The sequence below is a fragment of the Pandoraea sp. ISTKB genome (assembly GCF_001721285.1).
GTDB classification, from domain to species: Bacteria; Pseudomonadota; Gammaproteobacteria; order Burkholderiales; family Burkholderiaceae; genus Pandoraea; species Pandoraea capi.
The window spans coordinates 35,654-55,036 of the sequence record NZ_MAOS01000013.1 but is presented as its reverse complement, the minus strand read 5'-3'; the positions used below and the strand labels follow the sequence as shown (position 1 = coordinate 55,036).

The following is a 19,383-nucleotide window of genomic DNA, read 5'->3' as shown; positions in this document are numbered from 1 at the left end:
CTAGATCACACAGTTCGCCACGCGGTTGCGCAGCGCGCGAATGGCCGAATAGGCCGTCAGCGCAGAGGTCTTGGGGTTATCCGGCAACGGCTTGCCGCACATCTCCAGCGACATCTCGCCGAACGCGCCACGCGCCGCGATGTGATGCACGTTGCGCGTGGTCGCCGGGTCGGCGATCAACCGCACGCGCGTCGCATCGAGGCCCAGACCGGCGATGGCGACGGTGGCCGCCACGTTGGCGTTCTTCGGGTACAGCCGCGCGGCGTCGCGCGCGCTGCCTTCGAAGATCACCGTGGCCGTGGTGAGCGACGCGAGATCGCAGACCTGTTCGGCGGGCGTGCCCTGCCAGCCCATCGGCGGCTTGCGGCCGGTGTACAGCACTTCGTCCAGACCGCCTTCGCGGGCGGCGGCAATGGCGTCGATCCCGCCGATGGCGCCCGAGAGCAGCGTGACGGTGGACGCGCCGTCCTTCGCTGCCTGTTCAAGCGCGGCGAGTAATTCCGAATCCGAGAGCGCACCGATCGATGCCACCGCGCAGTCCACCCCCGACTTGAGCAGCGGCACGACATGGCCCGACAGTGCGCTATGCCCCGCGCACTCCAGTACGAAGTCGGGACGGCTCGTCAGCGCCTGCGCCGACGACACCACTTCAGTGCCCTGGCGCACGCTGCTGCGCACGCGCTCGGCGGCGTCTTCCGGCACGATCACGTGGCCCACGCGCAGATACGGATCACTCGCGCACGCCTCGTAGACCTTCGAGCCGATCGCGCCGAAACCGATCAGCGCCACATCCACGGGACGATGGTTCAGTTCATGCATTCGCAGGCTCCCGTACCGGCGGGCCGGCAAAATGCGAGGCGAAGTTGCCGACCGACAGCATGTCGACTTCGAGCAGCACCGGACCGTCGTGCGCAACGGCGCGGGCGACCGCACCTTCCGCCTGATCGATCGCCGTGATGCGCTCGTGCTTGAGTTGCAGGCTGGCGCAGAACGCGGCGAAGTCCGGCTGATGCAGTTGGACGTAGTGACGACGACCGCCGTACTGCGCGTCCTGAATGTTGCGGATCACGCCGTAGCACTGGTCGTTCATCAGCAGAATCACGACCGGCGCCTTTTCCTGCACTGCCGTGGCAAGTTCGCCGACGTTCACCATCAGGCCACCGTCGCCGCACAGCGCAACGGTCTTCTTCGCATTGCCTGCGAGTGCCGCGCCGATGCCCATCTGCATGCCCTGGCCGATGCCGCCTCCCAGCGCGTGCACACCGGCACGCGGCGAGAAGATCTTCAGCAGACGGTTGCCCCACGTGCTGTTCGAGATCGTGACGTCGCGCACCCAGTTGAAGTCGCGACCGAGCGCGCCTTGCAGGGCCGCCACGAGCTGGCGATACGGACCGAGGCCTTCGGCGACCTGCTTGACGGCAGCGTCGCGAGCGGCGGCGAGATCGGCGTGAAACGCCGGATCGACCGACAGACGACCTTGCAGGCGGTCGGCCAGCGCGTTCAGTACGGCGGCGGCGTCGCCCTGAACGAACAGGTCGTTGCGGTACCCACGGTTGTCGGCAAGACCATCGGCGTCGACGCGATACAGCGGACGCGGCAGCGCCAGCTTGTACTTGAGCGTTTCGTTGCCGCGCAGACGCGAGCCGACCACCACGATGGCGTCGCACGTCTTGTAGAACTTCTCGACCGTCGGGTGGATGTTGAACGCACCGAGCGTCGCGGCGTGGTCTTCCGGCACGATGCCGCGACCCTGCACGCTCGTCACGACACCGAAGCCCATCTCGACCAGACGCTTGACCGCGCCCTCGGCACCGCGTGCACCACCGCCCAGCCACAGCAGCGGACGATGGGCCGATGCCAGCTTGTCGGCCAGTGCAGCCACGCGGGCGTCGTCATGCGTCGGCACCGGGATGTGCGGCGCGGCGAGATCGGCCGGCCAGTCGATTTCGGCGGCTTGAATGTCGATGGGAATCTCGACGCTGACCGGACCGGTCGGTGCGGTGAGTGCTGCGCGCACGGCCTCACGCACGGTCGAGAGCGCCGTGTCGACGCAACGCACCCGGTAAGCGGCCTTCGAAATCGAGTTGAGCATGCTCAGCTGATCCGGCGCTTCGTGGATGTAGGCGAGATCGCGGTCGAGGAATTCGGTTTCGATCTGACCCGTGATGTGCAGCACCGGCGTGCCGGCCGTAAGCGCTTCGACCATCGCCCCGGCCGCGTTGCCTGCGGCAGTGCCCGTGCTCGTGAACGCCACGCCCAGACCACCGGACACCCGCGACAGGCCATCGGCCATGTTCAGGGCGCCGGCTTCGCCGCGTGCGCCGACGTAACGGATCTTTTCGCGACGCGCGATGGCGTCGAGGATCGGCATGTTGTGAATCGAGATCACGCCGAATGCGGTCTTCACACCGCACTGTTCGAGAAACGCCGCGATGACTTCGCCGACGGTGGTTTTGTTAGACATGTCTTGCCAAGCCTCCGGAAACATCGATGTGGCTGCCCGTCGTATAGGACGATTGCGGGCTTGCCAGGAAAAAGATCGCTGCGGCCGCCTCTTCAGGCTTGCCCAGACGTTGCAACTGGATTTGCTTCTTGCGCGCAAGCTCGCCGGTCCACGCTTCCCACGTCTTGCCTTCGCCTTGCGCGGCAAAGCGTCGACGCCACTGGCCCGACTCCACCAGACCGATCAGGATCGAGTTGACGCGCACGCTGTCGGGGGCGAATTCGCTCGCCATCGAGCGCACGAGGTTCTGCACGCCGGCGCGCGCCGACGAGGTCGCCACCATATGTGGCTCCGGTTGCAGCGCGAGCAGCGAATTGACGCAGACGATGGCGGCGTCGCCCGTCTCGCGCGCGGCGTCGCGCAACATCGGCAGGCACGCCCGCGTGGTCCGGATCACGCTGAAGTACTTCAGTTCGAGCTCTTCGCGCCAGGCATCGTCGGTCGTGTCGGCGAACGTCGAGACACGGCCCTGACCGGCGTTGTTGACCAGCATGTCGAGACGGCCGAACTCGCCACGGATACGCTCGGCCAGCGCGGCCACGTCGCTCTCGTCGAGCACGTTGCATTGGGCAGCGATGAGGCGCGCGTCGGGGTGACGCTCGCGCAAATGCGCTTCGGCTTGCGCCAGACGCTCGGTGTTACGGCCGCAAATCGCGACGGCCGCGCCCGCGTCGAGCAGACGCTCGGCGGTGGCGAGCCCGATGCCGGATGTGCCACCCGTCACCAGTGCCGCGCGTGAGGAAAGGTCGATCTTGATCATTTCAATCCCAGTGACTTCATGTAAGGGGCGGTCTGGCCGTCGCTGCCCGGCCGATAATTCAGACGGTGCGAGAGCGCATCGGCGGCTTCGCGCACCTGCCCGATCAGGCCTGCGTCGAGCATCGACGCATCGATGTTGGCGCGCGGAATCGTGACCGTGATGGCGGCGCAGATGCGACCGGCGTCGTTACGCACCGGCGCGCTCACCACGCTGATGCCGCGCTCGAACGACGAAGCGGAGACCGCGTAACCACGTTCGGCGTCTTCACGCACGCGTTCGAACAATTCGGTGAGCGTTTCGGGCGTTTGCGGCGTGAACTTCTCCAGCGTCTTTTCCGGATACAGCGCGCGCAGTTCGGACAGCGTCAGGTCGCCCATCAGCACGTGACCGTGCACCGTGGCGTGCGCCGGCAGACGGGTGCCGACGTTCACCTTGATCGAGTTGAAAACGCCCGCCACGCTTTGCGCCTTCGCCACGAACACGATGTCCCGACCGTCGCGAATCACGATGTGCGAGGTCAGTTGCGTGGCGTCGCGCAGCCGTTCGATGATGGGAATGCCGAGATCCGTCAGTTCCAGCGAACTGAGGTACTCGAAGCCCAGACGCAGCACGGCCACGCCCAGACGGAAATTCTTTTCGCCACCTGCGCGCTCAAGAAAGCCCATGGCTTCGAGCGTCTGCAACAGGCGGAAGACGGTCGTGCGCGGAATCCCCAGACGCTGCGACAACTCCGGCGCGCTGAACACCGGCTCGCGCGGCGAGAACTCCGTCAGGATGCGCAGGCCACGCTCCAGCCCCGGCACGAGATAGCGGGACTCGGCGGGGGCACCTTCATTGCCCTCGGCGGCTTCCTCGCCATCGACCAGCGTCGACGATGCGAGCAAGGTTTCGTCTTCCATATGCGCTTCGCGCTTCGGTGTCACCGGTGCCATCTCAACGCGCTCCTGCCGAGACACGTCCGAGCCACGCGGCTAGCGCAGCGTTCAGAACGTCCGGCGTTTCGATATACGACGCGTGTCCCGCGCCGTCGATAATTTGCAGCGGCACGCCCGCTACTTCAGCGATGGCCTCACAGGCCGCAGGCGGCGTGATGCCGTCGTGCGCCCCCACGGCGACGGCCACCGGACCGGCGTGGGCAGCGACGTACTGCGCGAGGTCGCCAGCGACGTCGCCGTTCGAGAGCAGGTGCGTCGCCTGACGGTAGCCGTCGGGCAGCACGCGGGCCATGTTCCACTTCACCCAGGCGCGCGGCAGATCGGCGGCGTCCGGTGCGACGAGGTTGTCACTGCGCTCGCGCGCCATGCCTGCGGGACCGAGCTTGTCGAGCATCGCCAGCCGGCTGTCGCGCTTCGATGCCCGCACCTGCACGTCCGCACGCCCGTAGCCGTTGGCCGGCGAGCAGAGAAAGAGTCCACGCACACGCTGCGGCGACTGGCTCGCGAACTTCGTCGCCATGATCGCGCCCAGCGAATGACCAACCAGTGCGACGCGATCCAGCCCCAGCGCGTCGAGCCAGGCTTCGAGTGCATCGGCATAAGCATCGGCGTGCGGTTCGGCATCGGCGACGTTCGACGTCTGGCCGTAACCCGGGGCATCCCATGCGTACAGGGCGGCGCCCAATCCCGTGGCGTCCAGTTGTGCGACCCACGACGCGGCGCCCGAGCCGATGCCGTGCAGCATCACGACCGGCAGGCCAGTGTCGTTCGCGACGCCCGCGCAGCGATAGCCGACGGTACCCGTGCGCGTGGCGACGGTGCGGTACGCAAAGGCGTCGAGTCGCGCGCGCAGTGCGGCGACGGCGGCATCCTCTGGCATCTCTGACACTTCGGACTGAATGGCTTCGACTTGCATGGCTTCTGGCTGAACGTCTGGCTTGGTGAATTCCTGCCGGTGCGGCGTGCGCGGCGTGATCCCGCTTCGCACACGTCGCACCGGACTTATGCCGGGCTTACTTCGCTTCGCGCTTGATCTTCGCGAGCGGGGAATCCGGCGGGTACGTCGGCGTGACCGGTTTTTGCGAGCCGAGCATCACGCACATCAGCGCGTCTTCGTCACCGATGTTGATTTCCGTGCGGTACACGCCCGGCGGGACCGAAATCAGGTCGCGCTCGCCGAGAATGGCTTCCCACGTCTGCCCGTCGCGCTCGCAGATCACCTTCATCTTTCCGCGCATCACGAAGAAGATTTCCTCGACATCCATGTGGATGTGGCTCGGGCCGATGTTGCCGGCCGGAATCACCATCGTGGAGAACGTGAAGTGACCGGCGGGCACCGTGTTGATGTCCTTGGCCACACCCGTGCCGCCCGTGCCGACATAACGCATTTGCGCACGGCGGTACTTCGGGTCGTAGTCCGCCTGGAACTTGAGGGCGTCCCAGTCGTACTTGCGCGTCGAGAAACGCGCCACGCGGGTGTCCAACCATTCGCCGAACGTCTGGCCGTCGGCCTGTGCCCAGCTTTCGACGGCCTGCGCCGTCGCGGTGTTTTTTGCTTCGGCTTGCGCCATGGTGTAACTCCTTGAAGGCATTACCAATGAGATCGGAGTGAGAGTGGCTCGTCAGGGCATGACGAAGCCGCCGTTGACCGGCAGAACCTGACCGGTCACGAAACGGGAGGCGTCGGAGAGCAGGAACAGCACCGGGCCGATCACGTCGTCGGGCACTTGCGCACGCGGCAACGCACGACCTTCCAGATAGTGGCGATGACGCTCGGCCGGCACGTACGCCGTGGCTTCGACTTCGACGAGACCCGGCGCGATGGCGTTGACGGTGATGCCGTCCGGTCCGAGTTCGCGGGCGAGCGAGCGCGTCATCGACATCACAGCGCCCTTGCTGGCGGTGTAGGCGAGCAGACGCGGCGCGCCCCAAAGCGCGGTGTCCGAGGCGATGTTCACGACACGCCCCTGCGTCGATGCGCGCAGAAACGGCAGCGCCGCCATCGTCATGAGCCAAGTGCCGCGCACGTTGACGTTCATCACGGCGTCCCACGTCTCGATGCTCAACTCGGTGGCCATCTTGCCGCCCGAGTTGGTGATGGCGCCGTTGTTGACGAGGCCGTCGACACCGTCCATGCGTTGGGCGGCAGCCTGCGCGGCAGATTCCACCGACGCTGGTTCCGACAGATCGACACGTACGAACGACACGGCATGACCGGCATCGCGCAATTCGGCGGCGAGCGCTTCACCCGCCTCCACAGCGATATCGGCGATCGTCACTTGTGCGCCGCGCGCGACAGCCGCACGCACGAAGCCTTCGCCGAGTCCGCGAGCGCCGCCGGTGATCAGCAGCTTCTTGCCGTCGAGCGGCGCAAGCGTGGCAGTGTCAAGCGCAAGGATGGGCAGTTCGTTCACGATGCATTCCTTATGACGTCGTGCGCTTACGCGATGTTCATGGCGGCGCGCGGCACGTAATGCAGTGCGCGACGTTCCAGCCAGACCACGGCCGCGTAGGCGGCGATACCGATGACGGTCAGCCCGGCGATGGCGACGAACACCATCGCGGTATTGCCCTGCCCTTCGCCGTACACGAGCAGGTAGCCCAGGCCACGGTCGCCGCCGACGAGTTCGCCGACAGTCACGCCGATCACGGCCAGCGTCGAGGCGATGCGAAGGCCGGCAAAGAGCGCCTGCATGGCCGACGGAAATTCGACGAAGCGGAAGATCTGCCAGCGACGGCCGCACAGCGCACGCACCAGATTGACCATGTCCGGATCGACCGAGCGCACCGCGCCCAGCACGTTGATCATCACGGGGAAGAAGACGATCAGCACGGCGACGAGGATCTTCGGGTAGATGGTGTAGCCCATCCACATCACGAACAGCGGCGCGAAGGCCACCTTCGGCGCGATCTGCAACGCGAGGATGTACGGCGAGAGCATGGCTTCGGTCGAGGGCGAGAGGCCGAGAATCACGCCGATCAGCACGCCGAGCGCCGAACCGATCACAAAGCCTGCGATCACTTCGAGCGCCGTCACGCCGATGTGCAGCCAGAGGTTTTCGACCTCGAACATGCGCACGCCTTCGACCAGGGTCGACGAGAGCTTCGGCAGCACGAATTCGGGTACGCCGAACGCCGTCGGGCCCCATTGCCATACGGCCGCGAAGATCAGCAGCAGCAAGACGCTGCCGGCGGTCAATTGCGTTTTGGAGAGGGATTTCATAGCGGAGATTCCAGTGTCTTGTGCGTGGTTCGCAGGTGCGGGCGACGGTGCGATCAACCGAGGTGATCGTCGCGACCGACCTTGAGCAGTTCCATCAGATGCGCGACGTACTCGTTCATCCCGGCCTGCTTGCGACGTTCGATGGGGTTGTCGCGATGCGGCAGATCGACGGTGATCTCTTCGATGATCGTGCCCGGACGTTCGCTCATCACGAACACGCGATCCGACAGCGCTATCGCCTCGGCGAGGTCGTGGGTAATCATCAGCGCGGTCTTGCCCTCGGAAGCGAGCATCTGCGCGAGGTCCTGCTGGAGCACCATCTTGGTCTGCGCGTCGAGCGCGGAAAACGGCTCGTCCATGAGCAGCACGTCCGGCTCGACGGCCAGCGTGCGTGCGAGCGCCGCACGTTGGCGCATGCCGCCCGACAACTGGTGCGGATAGTGATTCTCGAAACCCTTGAGATGGCAGCGCGCGAGCAGCGCCTTGGCGACCTCTGCGCGCTCGGCCTTGCTGCGGCCGCGGATCTGCATGCCCAGCTCGACGTTCTTCTGAATCGAGCGCCACGGCATGAGCAAATCCTTTTGCAGCATGAACGCGACTTGTTGCGACGGGCCGCGCACCGGCTTGCCGGCAAGCGTCACCTGACCGTCGCTCGGGGCGTAGAGGCCGGCGCCCATGTTCAGCAGCGTGCTCTTGCCACAGCCGCTCGGGCCGATCAGCGAGACGAACTCACCGGCCTTGATGCCGATGGACACGTTCGAGACGGCCGTCATCTCGCCCTTGCCCTGGCGATTTTTGAACCGACGCGTGACGCCGCGGTACTCGATAGCGAACGGCAACGGCATTGCCGCCGGCTGCGCCTGACGTGCGTCGGCATAAGCCTCGGCTACGTTTGCGTCCTTCAACTGAATCGACCTGAGCATGGGAAACCACCGTGTTTCTGGATGTTCAACTTGCTTCGGGCAGCCTGCGACGTCTGTTCACGTGCACGACTTGCCAGCCTGTCTTTCTCTTTCGCATCACGTTTCATTGGTGAAACGTTGATTTACTTATGGATCAATTATAGGGAGTGGCAAGCGCAGTCAAAATTGTTTTTTGCCTAGGGGAAACCCGAATTCGGAGGGGTAAAGCGGGATCGTTCGAGGGCTCGGCGATAAAAAAACGCCGGCGAGCGATAGCCCGGCCGGCGCGTCAAGAGAGACCACTGGGTGAATCGATGGATGTCAGAACGAGTGATGCACGCCCGACATGATCACAAGCTGGTTGGACGTCGACGACGGGCTGATCGTGTTGATCGCCGTGACCGCGCCATTGCCGCTGGCGTGTTGATAGGCGCCGCTCACGTACACCTGCGTGCGCTTCGAGAACGCGTAGACATCGCCGAGACTGACCTGCGTCCAGCGCTTGCCGGACATGTTGGTCGTGGCCGCACCAAAGGTGATCGTGTTGGCGACGCTCGTCGCATAGTTCACGCCACCGTCGAAGGCCTGATACGTGTCGCTGCCGCCCGGCGACTGGAGTTTCACGCGCGTGTACAACGCGTGCAGCAGCCACGGCCCGAAGCCATACGAGACCCCGGCGCCCATGTTTTCGACGTTCTGCGCCGCGTAAGTCGCGACAGGCTGCCCCTGGAACGTGGCGCCGCCGAGCACGGCGACGTTCGGCGTGCGGTCGTTTTCGTTCGAGTACACCGCAGACGCCTTGAAGCCGCCGTTCGTGTAGTTCGCCGCCACACTCCACTTGCGCCCGGTGGCGAAGTTCGTGGTGTTGCCGAACGAGATCATCGCGCCGGCCTTGAACCCCTTGAAGTCCGGCGTGACGTAGCGCACCGAGTTGTCGGTCTGCACCACAGACGTGTTGGCGAGTTCATCGAGGTTACCCGGGTGGAACATGTACCAGTTCATGCCCAGATAGGCCGTGCTGAACGGGCCCAGCCAGTCGAAGTTGAACGAGGTCATGTGACCGATGGTGACGGTCCCCATCTTGTCCGACTGCAAGCCGACCCACGACTGGCGGTTGAACATCGCGCCGGCCTTGAGGGTGTTCCCCGTGAGCGTCGAGAAGCCGTTTTCCAGCAGGAAGATGGCGCGATTGCCGCCGCCGAGATCCTCCACGCCGCGCAAGCCCCAGCGATCCGGTTGTGAACCGCCTTGTTGCGCGATCCAGTTCGAACTGCCGCCCTGGTTGTTCACGAATGCCACCCCGGCATCCATGCTGCCGTACAGCGTGACGTTGCTCTGCGCGTGCGCTGCGACCGGCACGCCCGCGGCCAGCAGCATGAGCGCCGCCAGCTTCGTCATGCCCGGGATCCGCCCCATCGGAAACCGCTTCATCTGTGTACTCCCGTCGTTCATTGATGTTCCATGATTCGAAGACGATGGATACGTCCGGCATGGCGCATCGACCGGCCAAGCCCAGCCGGTCACACCCCCATACGCGCCCGCCCACTTACGTTCCACCTGTGAAACGTTGGATTACTTATGAAACCAACTATGCGGAGCTTAGGCCAGGAGACGCGCGACACTCGCAGCGGAGATACACGAATTGATGATCGGAAATTGGCGTGATAACGCGCGGACTTCAAACCACAGGTGAACCGTCGTTAAGGTGTTTTCGGGGCACCGGGCGTCCCATTCGCGTTGCCGGAAGTCCCGAACGACGGGCGTTGCGCGTGGCGTGTCGACGGTCAGGATTTACCCGAGGAGGGGTTGCAGTCCATTGAATCAAAAACAATAATATTTGAACATCATGTTCATATTTGAACGTTATATTTTTTCGATTCATCGTCTCTTTCGTTAAATTTCGTAAAAGGATGTCCCCATGCAAGCTCCCCTCATCGGCATCAACGGTGCCGGCATCGGCGGTCTGGCCGCTGCCATCGGTCTGCTGCGCGCAGGGTTTCGTGTGCGCGTGTACGAGCAGGCGGCACAGTTCGCCCGGGTCGGTGCGGACATCAACCTGACGCCGAACGCCGTGCGCGCGCTCGACGGTCTCGGCGTCGGCGACGAACTGCGCAAGACGGCTGCACAGCCGAGCCATCGCATCAGCCGCACATGGGACTCGGGCGAGGAGACGTCGCGTCTCGAGATGGCGCAGACGGCGCAAACGAAGTACGGCGCGCCGCAACTCACGATGCACCGCGCGGACCTGCTGCAAGCGCTGGAGCAGGCGGTGCCGGCCGAATCGATCGCGCTGGGCAAGAGGCTTGTGTCGTTCGAAGCGCCGGGCGAAGGTCAGACCGGCAGCATCCGCCTGACGTTTGCCGACGGCACGCACGACGACGTCGACGTGCTCATCGGCGCGGATGGCATTCACTCCGTGGTGCGCACAGGCCTGTTCGGCAAGGAATCGCCGGAGTTCACGGGCGTGGTGGCCTATCGTGCGGTGGTGCCGGCCGACAAACTGAGCGGCGTGCCGAATCTCGGCGCGTTCACGAAGTGGTGGGGCCCCACGCCATCGAGCCAGATCGTGACGTTCCCGCTCAATCTCGGCCGCGACATCTTCGTGTTTGCCACCACCCCGCAAGATAGCTGGACGCTCGAATCGTGGACTGCGCCGGGCGATGTGCACGAGCTGCGCGCCATGTACGCCGACTATCACGCGCAAGCTCGCGCATTGCTCGACGCCTGCGACAGCGTGCTCAAGTCGGCGTTGTATGTGCGCGATCCGCTGCCGCAATGGTCGCGTGACCGGGTGTCGCTGCTGGGCGACGCGTGTCATCCGATGATGCCGTTCATGGCGCAGGGGGCGGGCATGGCGATCGAAGATGCTGTGGTACTGTCTCGCCACCTGACGCAAGCCGGTCCGACGGCAGACGCCGCAACGCTCGCTGGCGCACTAGCCAAGTACGAAGCAGCGCGCCGCGAGCGCACGGCCCGCGTGCAGATCGGCTCGCGCGGCAATCAGTGGCTCAAGGAAGGCGGCAACGCCGACTGGGTCTACGAATACGACGCATGGCAAGTGCCGCTCGCGGCTTGAGGTCTCGCGGGCCGTCTCTCTCCGGCCCGACGCCAAACGAATGGAATCGAACGCATGACGAAAGCATCGCCCGCTGACGCACTCACCACCGGCACTTCCGACACGTCCGGCATCGGCGCACAGGACACTGCGCCGACCGGTCTCGTGACGCCGGTCATGCGCGCGCTGAAGTTGCTGCGTTACGTGGCCGACGGCGGCTCGACGGCCAACATGAGCGACGTCGGCCGGCGTATCGGGGTGAACCGGGTGACGGTCATGCGTCTGATCGAGACGTTACAGGTCGAGGGGGTGCTCGAACCCCTGCCACACGGCGGTCACCGTCTCGGCCTCGGCTTTCTGACACTCGCCGCCAGCGCGCTGGCCGGTGAAGATCATCTGGCAACGGCACGCCGCGTGCTCACCCGGGTGACGGGAGAAACCGGCCTGTCGAGCTATCTGACGGTGCTCGACGGCGCGCAGGTCCGCTACCTGTTGTGCGAAACCCCAGCCCTGCCGCTGGTCAGCAACATTCGTGCGGGCAGCCGGGTGACCGCCCATCTGACAGCGCCGGGTCGCGCGTTGCTGGCGCATCTGAGCACCGAGCGCCGTCGCGCCCTCCTCGGCGCCGAACCGCTTGCGGCCGCCACGGCGCAAAGCGCGCGCACCTACGCCGCACTCGACGCCCAATTGGCCCGTGATCGTGAAGCCGGATGCGCATGGAGTCAGGACGGCTTCGAGGCGGGCATCGACGCCTGCGCTGCCGCCGTGCTCGATCCTCACGGCAGGCCATTGGCAGCCCTGAGCGTTGCCGGACCTCGCACGCTGGTCGGCACCGATGCCGCGACGCGCGAGCGCACGGCCCGCGTCGTCAAGTCGGGGGCGGCCGATCTCGCCGTATTACTGACAGACGCGCCAGCTTTCGTCGCCGCCGCAGAGCGCGCCTGAAGCGTACCAACGGGCGCGATGCCTTGGCTTGCGGGACATTCAGGCTGGGGGAGCCCCCTCGTCATCACGGCGAAGCGACACGGATGTGTCGATTACACGCACCGAAACGGCCCGCTGCGTAACATGCCGTAACGCCGATTTCGCCTTACGTTCCCCTCTCGGCGCCCCCGGGCGTCGCGATCGCTTGCTAGGATTTTCCCACCGGACAGAGGCACCGTACCAACGACAGATGTGTCGTCGGCGTGCGGATGTCCGCTTAGTGGCGAGTCCAATGAAGAACAATTTTCCGTGGTGGCAGCACGTGGCGATGGCCGGCGTGCTTTGTGGTGCCTCAGCGTTTGCGCAGGCACAGGAAGCAACCGTTTTCGCGGGCGGCATGAACGCGCGCAACGATGACAATGCCCACACCTACGCGTGGGGATTCGACTACCGTCAGGCGCTGAGCGAGCATTTCGCCACGAGCTTCACGTGGATGAACGAAGGCCACGTGCCGGACCATCACCGTGACGGTTTCGCGATGCAGATGTGGGCACACCAACCGTTGTTCGACCGGCGTTTCGACGTCGCGGTCGGCGTGGGTCCGTATCACTATTACGACACGGTCGCCGGCAGTCGCGGACGTCGCTATGAAGACGATCACGGCTGGGGCGCGATGTTCTCGGTAGCAACCACGTGGTATTTCGAAAGCCGCTGGTATCTGCAAGCCCGGGTCAATTACGTGCAATCGCCGTCGAGCATCAACACCGTCACGTATCTACTTGGCGTCGGTTATCAGTTGGAAAAGCCCTCGTCGCCGGGGCCGCTCTCTGGCAATTCGAAGCCGGGCGTGCCGACGGGAGACGTGCTCTCCGTAATGGCGGGGTTGTCGGTCGTCAACAGTCTCGACTCGCAGAATGCGGCGGCGGAGGCCATCGAATATCGTCACGGCTTCGGGCCCTGGTTTGACGGCACGGTGTCGTTGATCAACGAGGGGCATAGCGATATCGGCAGCCGTCAGGGCGCGGCGGCGCAGGTCTGGGTCAAGGACGATTTCTTCAACGACCGGTTCAGCCTCGGTCTGGGTTTCGGGCCGTATGTGACGTGGAACAAGTACAAGGAAAATCGCGCGGCGGGCGGTGCGCAGAACGTCGTTGCCGGGCTGCTGACGATGAGCATGGCATACCGCTTCGCCGATCACTGGGTCGGACGCGTGTCATGGAACCGGGTCGTCACCGGCTATGACCGCGACAGCGATATCTTCCTGGCGGGGGTTGGGTACAAGTTCTGAACGGGAGGCTGCGTCATCCTGTCGCACTCCTGTTTATTAATATCTTCATTAGAGTTTTCTCTCAATTTCACCGTCTCGCTCTGACAGCCTTGAAACCCTTGCTTTAAGCGGGTTTCGAGGCTTTTCGTTCTTCGCAATGCATTGTTGCGCCGCATGTGGTTACTCCTGCGACGTGGTCGTCCTACCTTAGAGGCGTAGGCGGTGCCGGACTCAAAGATGAGCTGGCCGACCACCAAGAAAAAGCAATGACAGGAGAAAAATCATGACCCGCACCCTTTCCCATCTGATGATCGCCGCAACCCTTGGGCTGGCCGCTGTTCCGGCCGCTTTCGCAGGCACTGGCGGCAACGGTTATCCGAGCGAAAACTTCTTCTGGCAATCGGGCGTGTATAGCCAAAAGCTGGTCGTGCCGCGCGCTCAGGTGCGTCAGGAACTGATCGACGCACAAGGCTCGCTCACCCAGACCGATAGCCAGTATCCGGTGCTCAAGACCTACGGCACCCCGGTCAGCGGCCACGTGCAAGGCTCGACCGAATTGATGAACTCGACTTATCGGGGCAATTGATCTGAACGTCCGGTAAGGCATTCGCACCCCGCCCATCTCGGCGGGGTGTTTCTTTTTGGCGACGGGATTTGTTGCGCGTCGATGGATCAGACGGCGATGGCGGACAGCTTCCGCTCGCCCAGCGGCGTGACGCGCAACGCGCGCGCCTCACGTGTCGGTTCGAGCCATTTCGCGTTGAGACAGGTGTTGAGAAGCGCTGCGCCCAAAGCGCCGCCGAGATGCGGCTTGCGCTCGCTCCAGTCGGGGCAGGTGCAGGCGAAACGGCGGCGGCGGGCGCGAGCGGTGTCGAGATCGACGCCCAGAGCCGTCAGCCCGCCCACGCCCTCGTCGGTCAGCGCAACGTCGCTTCCGTCGATCCGGATCCAGCGGCTGTCGTGCATCCGGGAGAAAAGATCGACGGCGATTTCCCCGGCGAGATGGTCGTAGCAGGTGCGGGCATGACGCAGCGGCACCGGTGTCGCACGACTTACCGGCACCGCACGCGGCCGAAGCTCTCGCGTAGCAAGCACCGCACTGGCCAGCGCCTCGATGGCGGCCGCCGTCTCAGGTGTAGCGATGCGGAAATAACGATGGCGTCCGCGCGACTCCTGCGCGAGCACGCCACCATCGACGAGGCGAGCCAGATGCCCGCTGGCGCTGGAAGGAGAAAGCCCAGCGACGAGCGCCAGCTCCCCCGCCGGACGCGCCGAGCCGTCCATCAACGCCCAGAGCATGGTCATGCGACCAGCGTCGGCCAGAAGCGCGGCCAGGGAGCTAACGCCCGGGGTCGGATCACGTGCGGTGTCCACGGCAGGACTCCATTGAAGAACATGCATCGCAGTATAGGCCCGGCCATGCGTTCAACACTTCAGCACGTGATGAAACGTGCCGGTCGCGCCAGAGCGCATGCTAGGCACCATCGACACTCGTTCCTCCGGTCCTCGCCATGTCCTTCGCTCTTGCCAACGCCGCTTCACCGTCCCTCTCCGCGCCCGCGAATCCCATCGACGCCGTCGTCCATTCCGACCCTTACCCCTACTACGCGACGCTGGCCGAGCGACGTCCGTTCGGTTTCGACGCCTCGCTCGGCATGTGGGTGGCAGCCGGTCCCGAAGCGCTTGCTGAAGTGCTGCGGCACCCGGCGTGCGGGGTGCGTCCCGCAGGTAAGGTGGTCCCGCCGGCGTTGGCAGACGGTCCCGCCGGAAACTGGTTCGGTGCGCTCGTGCGCATGAACGACGGCGCCGCCCATGGTGCGATGAAGCCGTGGCTGGCCACGCGGCTCGCTGCGCTGCGCACCGACCGGGACGCACTCGCCCGACTGCAAGACGCCGCACAGGCCGCCTGTGCCGATGCCTACCTCGCTCAGGGAGAAGCGCCCGCCGCGCGTCTCGACGACTTCGTCTTCCGGCAGCCGGTCTATGGACTCGCCGCGTGGCTGGGTGTCCCCGCTGCGCAGTGGACCGAGGTTTACGAAGACGTCCATCGACTGGTTGCCGCGATGGCCGATTCCGGCAAACCCTCGCCGAACGCCGACGTGCTGGCTCACGGGCACCATGCCGCCACGGCACTTCGCCAACGCGCCACGCGCTGGCTCGACAACGACGCCGCGCCCGGTTCATGGCTGCGCGACACAGCCCGCAGCGCAGCGCGCGACGACGGCATCGACTTCGGCGTGTTGAACGCGAACCTCGTCGGTCTGTTCACGCAGACGCACGACGCTTGCGCCGGGCTCGTCGCCAATGGCATTCGACGGCTTGCCCGCACTGCGCCGACGGACACCGCGACCGGCGCATCGACAGGCAACTCGACAGGTTCGTTTTCCCCCGGTATGCGCCACGCTATCCAGATCGTGGGCGACGTCATCCGGTTCGATCCGCCCGTGCAGAACACACGCCGGTTCCTGCATGCGCCCGCGGTCATCAACGGGCACAAGCTCTCCATGGGAGACGTCATTCTCGTCGTGCTGGCATCCGCGCCGTCAGGCCCGGCGTCCGACGACGTCGCCTGGACCTTTGGGCTCGGTGCCCACGGGTGCCCGGGACGCTCCCCCGCCAGCACGATCGCTGCTGTCGGCGTGCAGGCAATTCTAGACAGCGGGGTCGATCTGGCCACCGTCGCCGATGGCTCGGCTTACCACTCGCTGGCGAATGCGCGTATCGCGAAGTTTTCCGCGTAGCGGCTAGCGCGTCGGAACGGCATCGCCAGCGCGAATTTCACTTGTTTTATTTGATGAAACTTAAATTCCATCAGATAAAACAAATCCTCAAATTCGAAAACCTTGTAAACACAAGGCTTTGCAGGGGATCGCATCGGGGTTCCGGGAATTCGGGCAGGATGGCGCTTTCCCCCTCGCCCATCGTCATCGCGCCATTCCGACGCGCGATGAATGCGCGACCGTCTCCTGCGCCACACTCATGTCCGACACACTTACCGACGGCATGCCGATGCCCGCACGGCTCTGGGCCGTTGCGACCGTCATGCTCGCGATCTCACTTTCGGTCCTCGACAGCGCCATCGCCAACGTTGCGCTGCCGACCATCGCGCGCGACCTGAACGCCAGTCCCGCCACGTCGATCTGGATTGTCAACGCGTACCAACTCGCGATCACCATCTCCCTGCTGCCGCTCGCCGCGCTGGGCGAAATCGTGAGCTACCGGCGCGTGTACACCGTGGGCCTCGCACTGTTCACCGTCGCCTCGCTGGCCTGCGCACTGTCGGATTCGCTCGTCACCCTGACGCTGGCGCGCGTGGCACAAGGCTTCGGCGCCGCCGGGATCATGAGCGTGAACACCGCGCTCGTGAAGGCCATCTATCCGTCACGCTGGCTCGGACGCGGCGTCGCGCTCAACTCGCTGATCGTGGCGTTCTCGTCCGCTGCCGGGCCGACGATCGCCGCCGGCGTACTGTCCATCGCCCACTGGCCTTGGCTTTTCGCGATCAACGTCCCGCTGGGCATCGTCGCGTTCGTCATCGCCGTGCGCTCGCTACCTGACAGCGCGCGCGCCTCGCATCCGTTCGACTGGACAGGCGCCTTGTTGAGCGCGCTGACGTTCGGGCTGCTCATCTCCGGGATCGATTCCTTCGGTCACGGACAGGAACGCTGGCTCGTGGCGGTCGAACTCGTGGCCGCCGTGGTCATCGGCACGGTGTTCGTGCGACGCCAACTCAGCCAGCCCGTGCCGCTGCTGCCCGTCGATCTGCTGCGCATTCCGATTTTCGGGCTTTCGATCTGTACGTCGATGGCCTCGTTCTGCGCGCAGATGCTCGCCTTCGTCTCACTGCCGTTCTTCCTTCAGGACACGCTCGGCTTCGATCACGTGCAGACCGGCCTGCTGATGACGGCGTGGCCGCTCACCATCGTGGTCGTCGCCCCATTGGCCGGGCGTCTGCTTGAGCACTACAAGCCGGGGCTACTCGGTGCGATCGGGCTGGCCGCGTTCGCGCTGGGGCTGCTCGCGCTCGGCTTGCTGCCTGCGCAACCGACCTCGCTCGATATCGTCTGGCGCATGGCGTTGTGCGGCTTCGGCTTCGGTCTGTTCCAGTCGCCGAACAACTACGCGATGCTTATGTCCGCGCCGAAACATCGCACCGGTGGCGCGAGCGGCATGCTCGGCACCGCACGCCTGACCGGACAGACGACCGGTGCTGCACTGGTCGCGCTGGTGTTCAGCGTGGCGCCGCAGGGCTACGGCACGCGAGCCTCGCTGTATGTGGCCGCAGCGTTCGCGGCCGTCGCCGCCGTCGTCAGCAGCCTGCGCACGCTGCCCTCGGCCCAGCCCGATGCGAAATCGTCGGAATCGTCGGTCTAAGCGCATTCATCCGGCCGACCGTCCGGCCGTGCTACACTGCCGACCTTTTACGGCTCGCCCGCGCGGGCCGCAAATGCCATGAGTTTCTGCGCCATCGATTTCGGCACTTCGAATTCTGCCGTCGCCGTGCAAAGCGGCGGCGCCATGCGTCTGGTCGAACTGGAAGCCGGCTACGGGACACTGCCCACGGCCGTGTTCTTCAACGCCGACGAGGGCGGCCGGGCGTCGTTCGGCCGTCAAGCCGTCTCCGACTATATCGATGGTTACGACGGGCGCCTCATGCGCTCGCTCAAAAGCCTGCTCGGCTCCTCCCTGATCGAAAGCACCACCGACCTCGGTAACGGTTCGGCGATGCGCTACATCGACATCATCGCCACATTCCTGCGTCATCTGCGCACGCACGCCCTCAAGGTCGACGGCGGCGAACTGCGTCATGTGGTCATGGGACGCCCGGTGTTCTTCGTCGACGACGACCCCAAGGCCGATGCCGCTGCACAACGCTCGCTTGAGCAAAGCGCGCGCGACGTGGGCTTCAAGGACGTTCAGTTCCAGTTCGAGCCGATCGCGGCCGCCTTCGATTACGAGTCGCGTCTCACGCAAGAGCAGCAAGTGCTGGTCATCGACATCGGCGGCGGTACCTCGGACTTCTCGCTGGTGCGTGTCGGCCCGGACCGTGCCCGTCATCTGGATCGCAAGGACGACGTGCTCGCGCACCACGGCGTGCACATCGCGGGGACGGACTTCGACCGCCGTATCGAACTGGCGACGATCCTGCGCGAACTCGGCTACAAGGCACTCGGCCCGGATGGCAAGGAAGTGCCGAACCGCATCTATTTCGATCTGGCCACGTGGCACTTGATCAACACCGTCTACACGCCCAAGCGTGTCGGCGAGCTGGCGCTCACGGCCCATCTTTATGCGGACGCGGCGCACCATCGTCGCCTCATGCGCACCGTCGAGCAACGCCTTGGACACGCGCTCGTGGGCCATGCGGAAGACGCCAAGATCGACGTGTCCGCCGGTGGCGAGACCCGCATCGACCTCTCGGTGATCGAGCGTGAACTGAGTGTCGCGTTCTCGGAAACGGCGCTGGTCGACGCGGTCAGCGACGAGATCGCGAGCATCACGGCCGGTGCCGTGCATACGGCATCGCTCGCCGGGCTGCGTCCGGAAGACGTGGATGCGCTGTACTTCACCGGCGGCTCGACCGGCCTGCGCTGCCTGTCCGGCGCGATGTGCGCCGCCTTCCCGAAGGCTACGCCGGTCTTCGGCGACCGCCTCGCCAGCGTGGCGCTCGGCCTCGGCATTCACGCCAAACGCGTGTTTTCCTGAGCACATCCCAACGCATCGGGCGGACGATCCACCAGACCGTCGCTGCCACCAACGAAAAAGCGCGCGACCGAAAGGTCAGCGCGCTTTTTTATGCCGTCAGGCGATGCA

The 19,383-nt window shown here is 65.0% G+C and carries 18 protein-coding genes; 7 read left to right on the top strand and 11 right to left on the bottom strand.

Annotated elements, in window-relative coordinates; genetic code table 11:
* The 10 genes from A9762_RS03475 to A9762_RS03430 form a co-directional block, all read right to left on the bottom strand.
* On the bottom strand, window positions 1-819 hold the full coding sequence (locus A9762_RS03475) for an aspartate dehydrogenase (protein WP_069340658.1): 819 nt from the start codon (window positions 817-819) through the stop codon (window positions 1-3).
* Window positions 812-2,464: a thiamine pyrophosphate-binding protein gene (locus A9762_RS03470; protein ID WP_069340657.1), complete on the bottom strand. Its 1,653-nt coding sequence runs from the start codon at window positions 2,462-2,464 to the stop codon at window positions 812-814. Before A9762_RS03470 ends, A9762_RS03475 begins: the two co-directional genes overlap by 8 nt.
* On the bottom strand, window positions 2,457-3,263 hold the full coding sequence (locus A9762_RS03465) for an SDR family oxidoreductase (protein WP_069340656.1): 807 nt from the start codon (window positions 3,261-3,263) through the stop codon (window positions 2,457-2,459). Before A9762_RS03465 ends, A9762_RS03470 begins: the two co-directional genes overlap by 8 nt.
* Entirely contained in the window at window positions 3,260-4,195 is a 936-nt protein-coding gene (locus A9762_RS03460) for an IclR family transcriptional regulator (protein WP_170836172.1), read from the bottom strand. Before A9762_RS03460 ends, A9762_RS03465 begins: the two co-directional genes overlap by 4 nt.
* A 1-nt stretch (window position 4,196) precedes the next feature.
* A complete protein-coding gene (locus A9762_RS03455; protein ID WP_069340742.1) occupies window positions 4,197-5,078 on the bottom strand; it encodes an alpha/beta hydrolase in 882 nt (293 codons plus the stop codon).
* Between the two features lie 133 nt (window positions 5,079-5,211).
* Window positions 5,212-5,769 carry a cupin domain-containing protein gene (locus A9762_RS03450; protein ID WP_069340655.1) on the bottom strand — a complete coding sequence of 186 codons (558 nt, stop codon included), beginning with the start codon at window positions 5,767-5,769 and terminating at the stop codon, window positions 5,212-5,214.
* A 51-nt stretch (window positions 5,770-5,820) separates the two neighbouring features.
* Window positions 5,821-6,612: an SDR family oxidoreductase gene (locus A9762_RS03445; protein ID WP_083253594.1), complete on the bottom strand. Its 792-nt coding sequence runs from the start codon at window positions 6,610-6,612 to the stop codon at window positions 5,821-5,823.
* Between the two features lie 26 nt (window positions 6,613-6,638).
* Window positions 6,639-7,421, bottom strand: coding sequence for an ABC transporter permease (locus tag A9762_RS03440; protein WP_069340654.1), 783 nt, complete (start codon window positions 7,419-7,421; stop codon window positions 6,639-6,641).
* A 53-nt stretch (window positions 7,422-7,474) separates the two neighbouring features.
* The gene (locus A9762_RS03435; protein ID WP_139133047.1) at window positions 7,475-8,344 is read right to left on the bottom strand and encodes an ABC transporter ATP-binding protein; all 870 of its coding nucleotides are present in this window, start codon (window positions 8,342-8,344) and stop codon (window positions 7,475-7,477) included.
* 300 nt (window positions 8,345-8,644) lie between these two features.
* The gene (locus A9762_RS03430; RefSeq protein ID WP_069340739.1) at window positions 8,645-9,721 is read right to left on the bottom strand and encodes a porin; all 1,077 of its coding nucleotides are present in this window, start codon (window positions 9,719-9,721) and stop codon (window positions 8,645-8,647) included.
* Window positions 9,722-10,241: 520 nt separating this feature from the next.
* On the opposite strand from A9762_RS03430, the gene A9762_RS03425 reads away from it, so the two are divergent.
* The 4 genes from A9762_RS03425 (at window position 10,242) to A9762_RS03410 (ending at window position 14,155) form a co-directional block, all read left to right on the top strand.
* Complete coding sequence (locus tag A9762_RS03425) at window positions 10,242-11,399, top strand: FAD-dependent monooxygenase (protein WP_069340653.1); 1,158 nt, start codon at window positions 10,242-10,244, stop codon at window positions 11,397-11,399.
* A 54-nt stretch (window positions 11,400-11,453) separates the two neighbouring features.
* Window positions 11,454-12,323, top strand: coding sequence for an IclR family transcriptional regulator (locus tag A9762_RS03420; RefSeq protein ID WP_069340652.1), 870 nt, complete (start codon window positions 11,454-11,456; stop codon window positions 12,321-12,323).
* 271 nt (window positions 12,324-12,594) lie between these two features.
* Window positions 12,595-13,590: a hypothetical protein gene (locus tag A9762_RS03415; protein ID WP_069340651.1), complete on the top strand. Its 996-nt coding sequence runs from the start codon at window positions 12,595-12,597 to the stop codon at window positions 13,588-13,590.
* A gap of 262 nt (window positions 13,591-13,852) precedes the next feature.
* On the top strand, window positions 13,853-14,155 hold the full coding sequence (locus A9762_RS03410) for a DUF4148 domain-containing protein (RefSeq protein ID WP_069340650.1): 303 nt from the start codon (window positions 13,853-13,855) through the stop codon (window positions 14,153-14,155).
* An 86-nt stretch (window positions 14,156-14,241) separates the two neighbouring features.
* Here A9762_RS03410 and A9762_RS03405 read toward each other — a convergent pair whose 3' ends face one another.
* Window positions 14,242-14,970, bottom strand: coding sequence for a helix-turn-helix transcriptional regulator (locus A9762_RS03405; RefSeq protein ID WP_069340649.1), 729 nt, complete (start codon window positions 14,968-14,970; stop codon window positions 14,242-14,244).
* A 110-nt stretch (window positions 14,971-15,080) separates the two neighbouring features.
* Between A9762_RS03405 and A9762_RS03400 the strand changes: the two genes are divergently transcribed.
* The 3 genes from A9762_RS03400 to A9762_RS03390 all read left to right on the top strand — a co-directional run bounded on the left by A9762_RS03400 (window position 15,081) and on the right by A9762_RS03390 (window position 19,275).
* Window positions 15,081-16,310: a hypothetical protein gene (locus A9762_RS03400; protein ID WP_069340648.1), complete on the top strand. Its 1,230-nt coding sequence runs from the start codon at window positions 15,081-15,083 to the stop codon at window positions 16,308-16,310.
* Between the two features lie 238 nt (window positions 16,311-16,548).
* A complete protein-coding gene (locus A9762_RS03395) occupies window positions 16,549-17,943 on the top strand; it encodes an MFS transporter (RefSeq protein ID WP_069340738.1) in 1,395 nt (464 codons plus the stop codon).
* 78 nt (window positions 17,944-18,021) lie between these two features.
* Window positions 18,022-19,275 (top strand): Hsp70 family protein, encoded by a 1,254-nt coding sequence (locus A9762_RS03390; protein ID WP_069340647.1) that lies wholly within the window; start codon window positions 18,022-18,024, stop codon window positions 19,273-19,275.
* The last annotated feature ends 108 nt before the right edge of the window (window positions 19,276-19,383 follow it).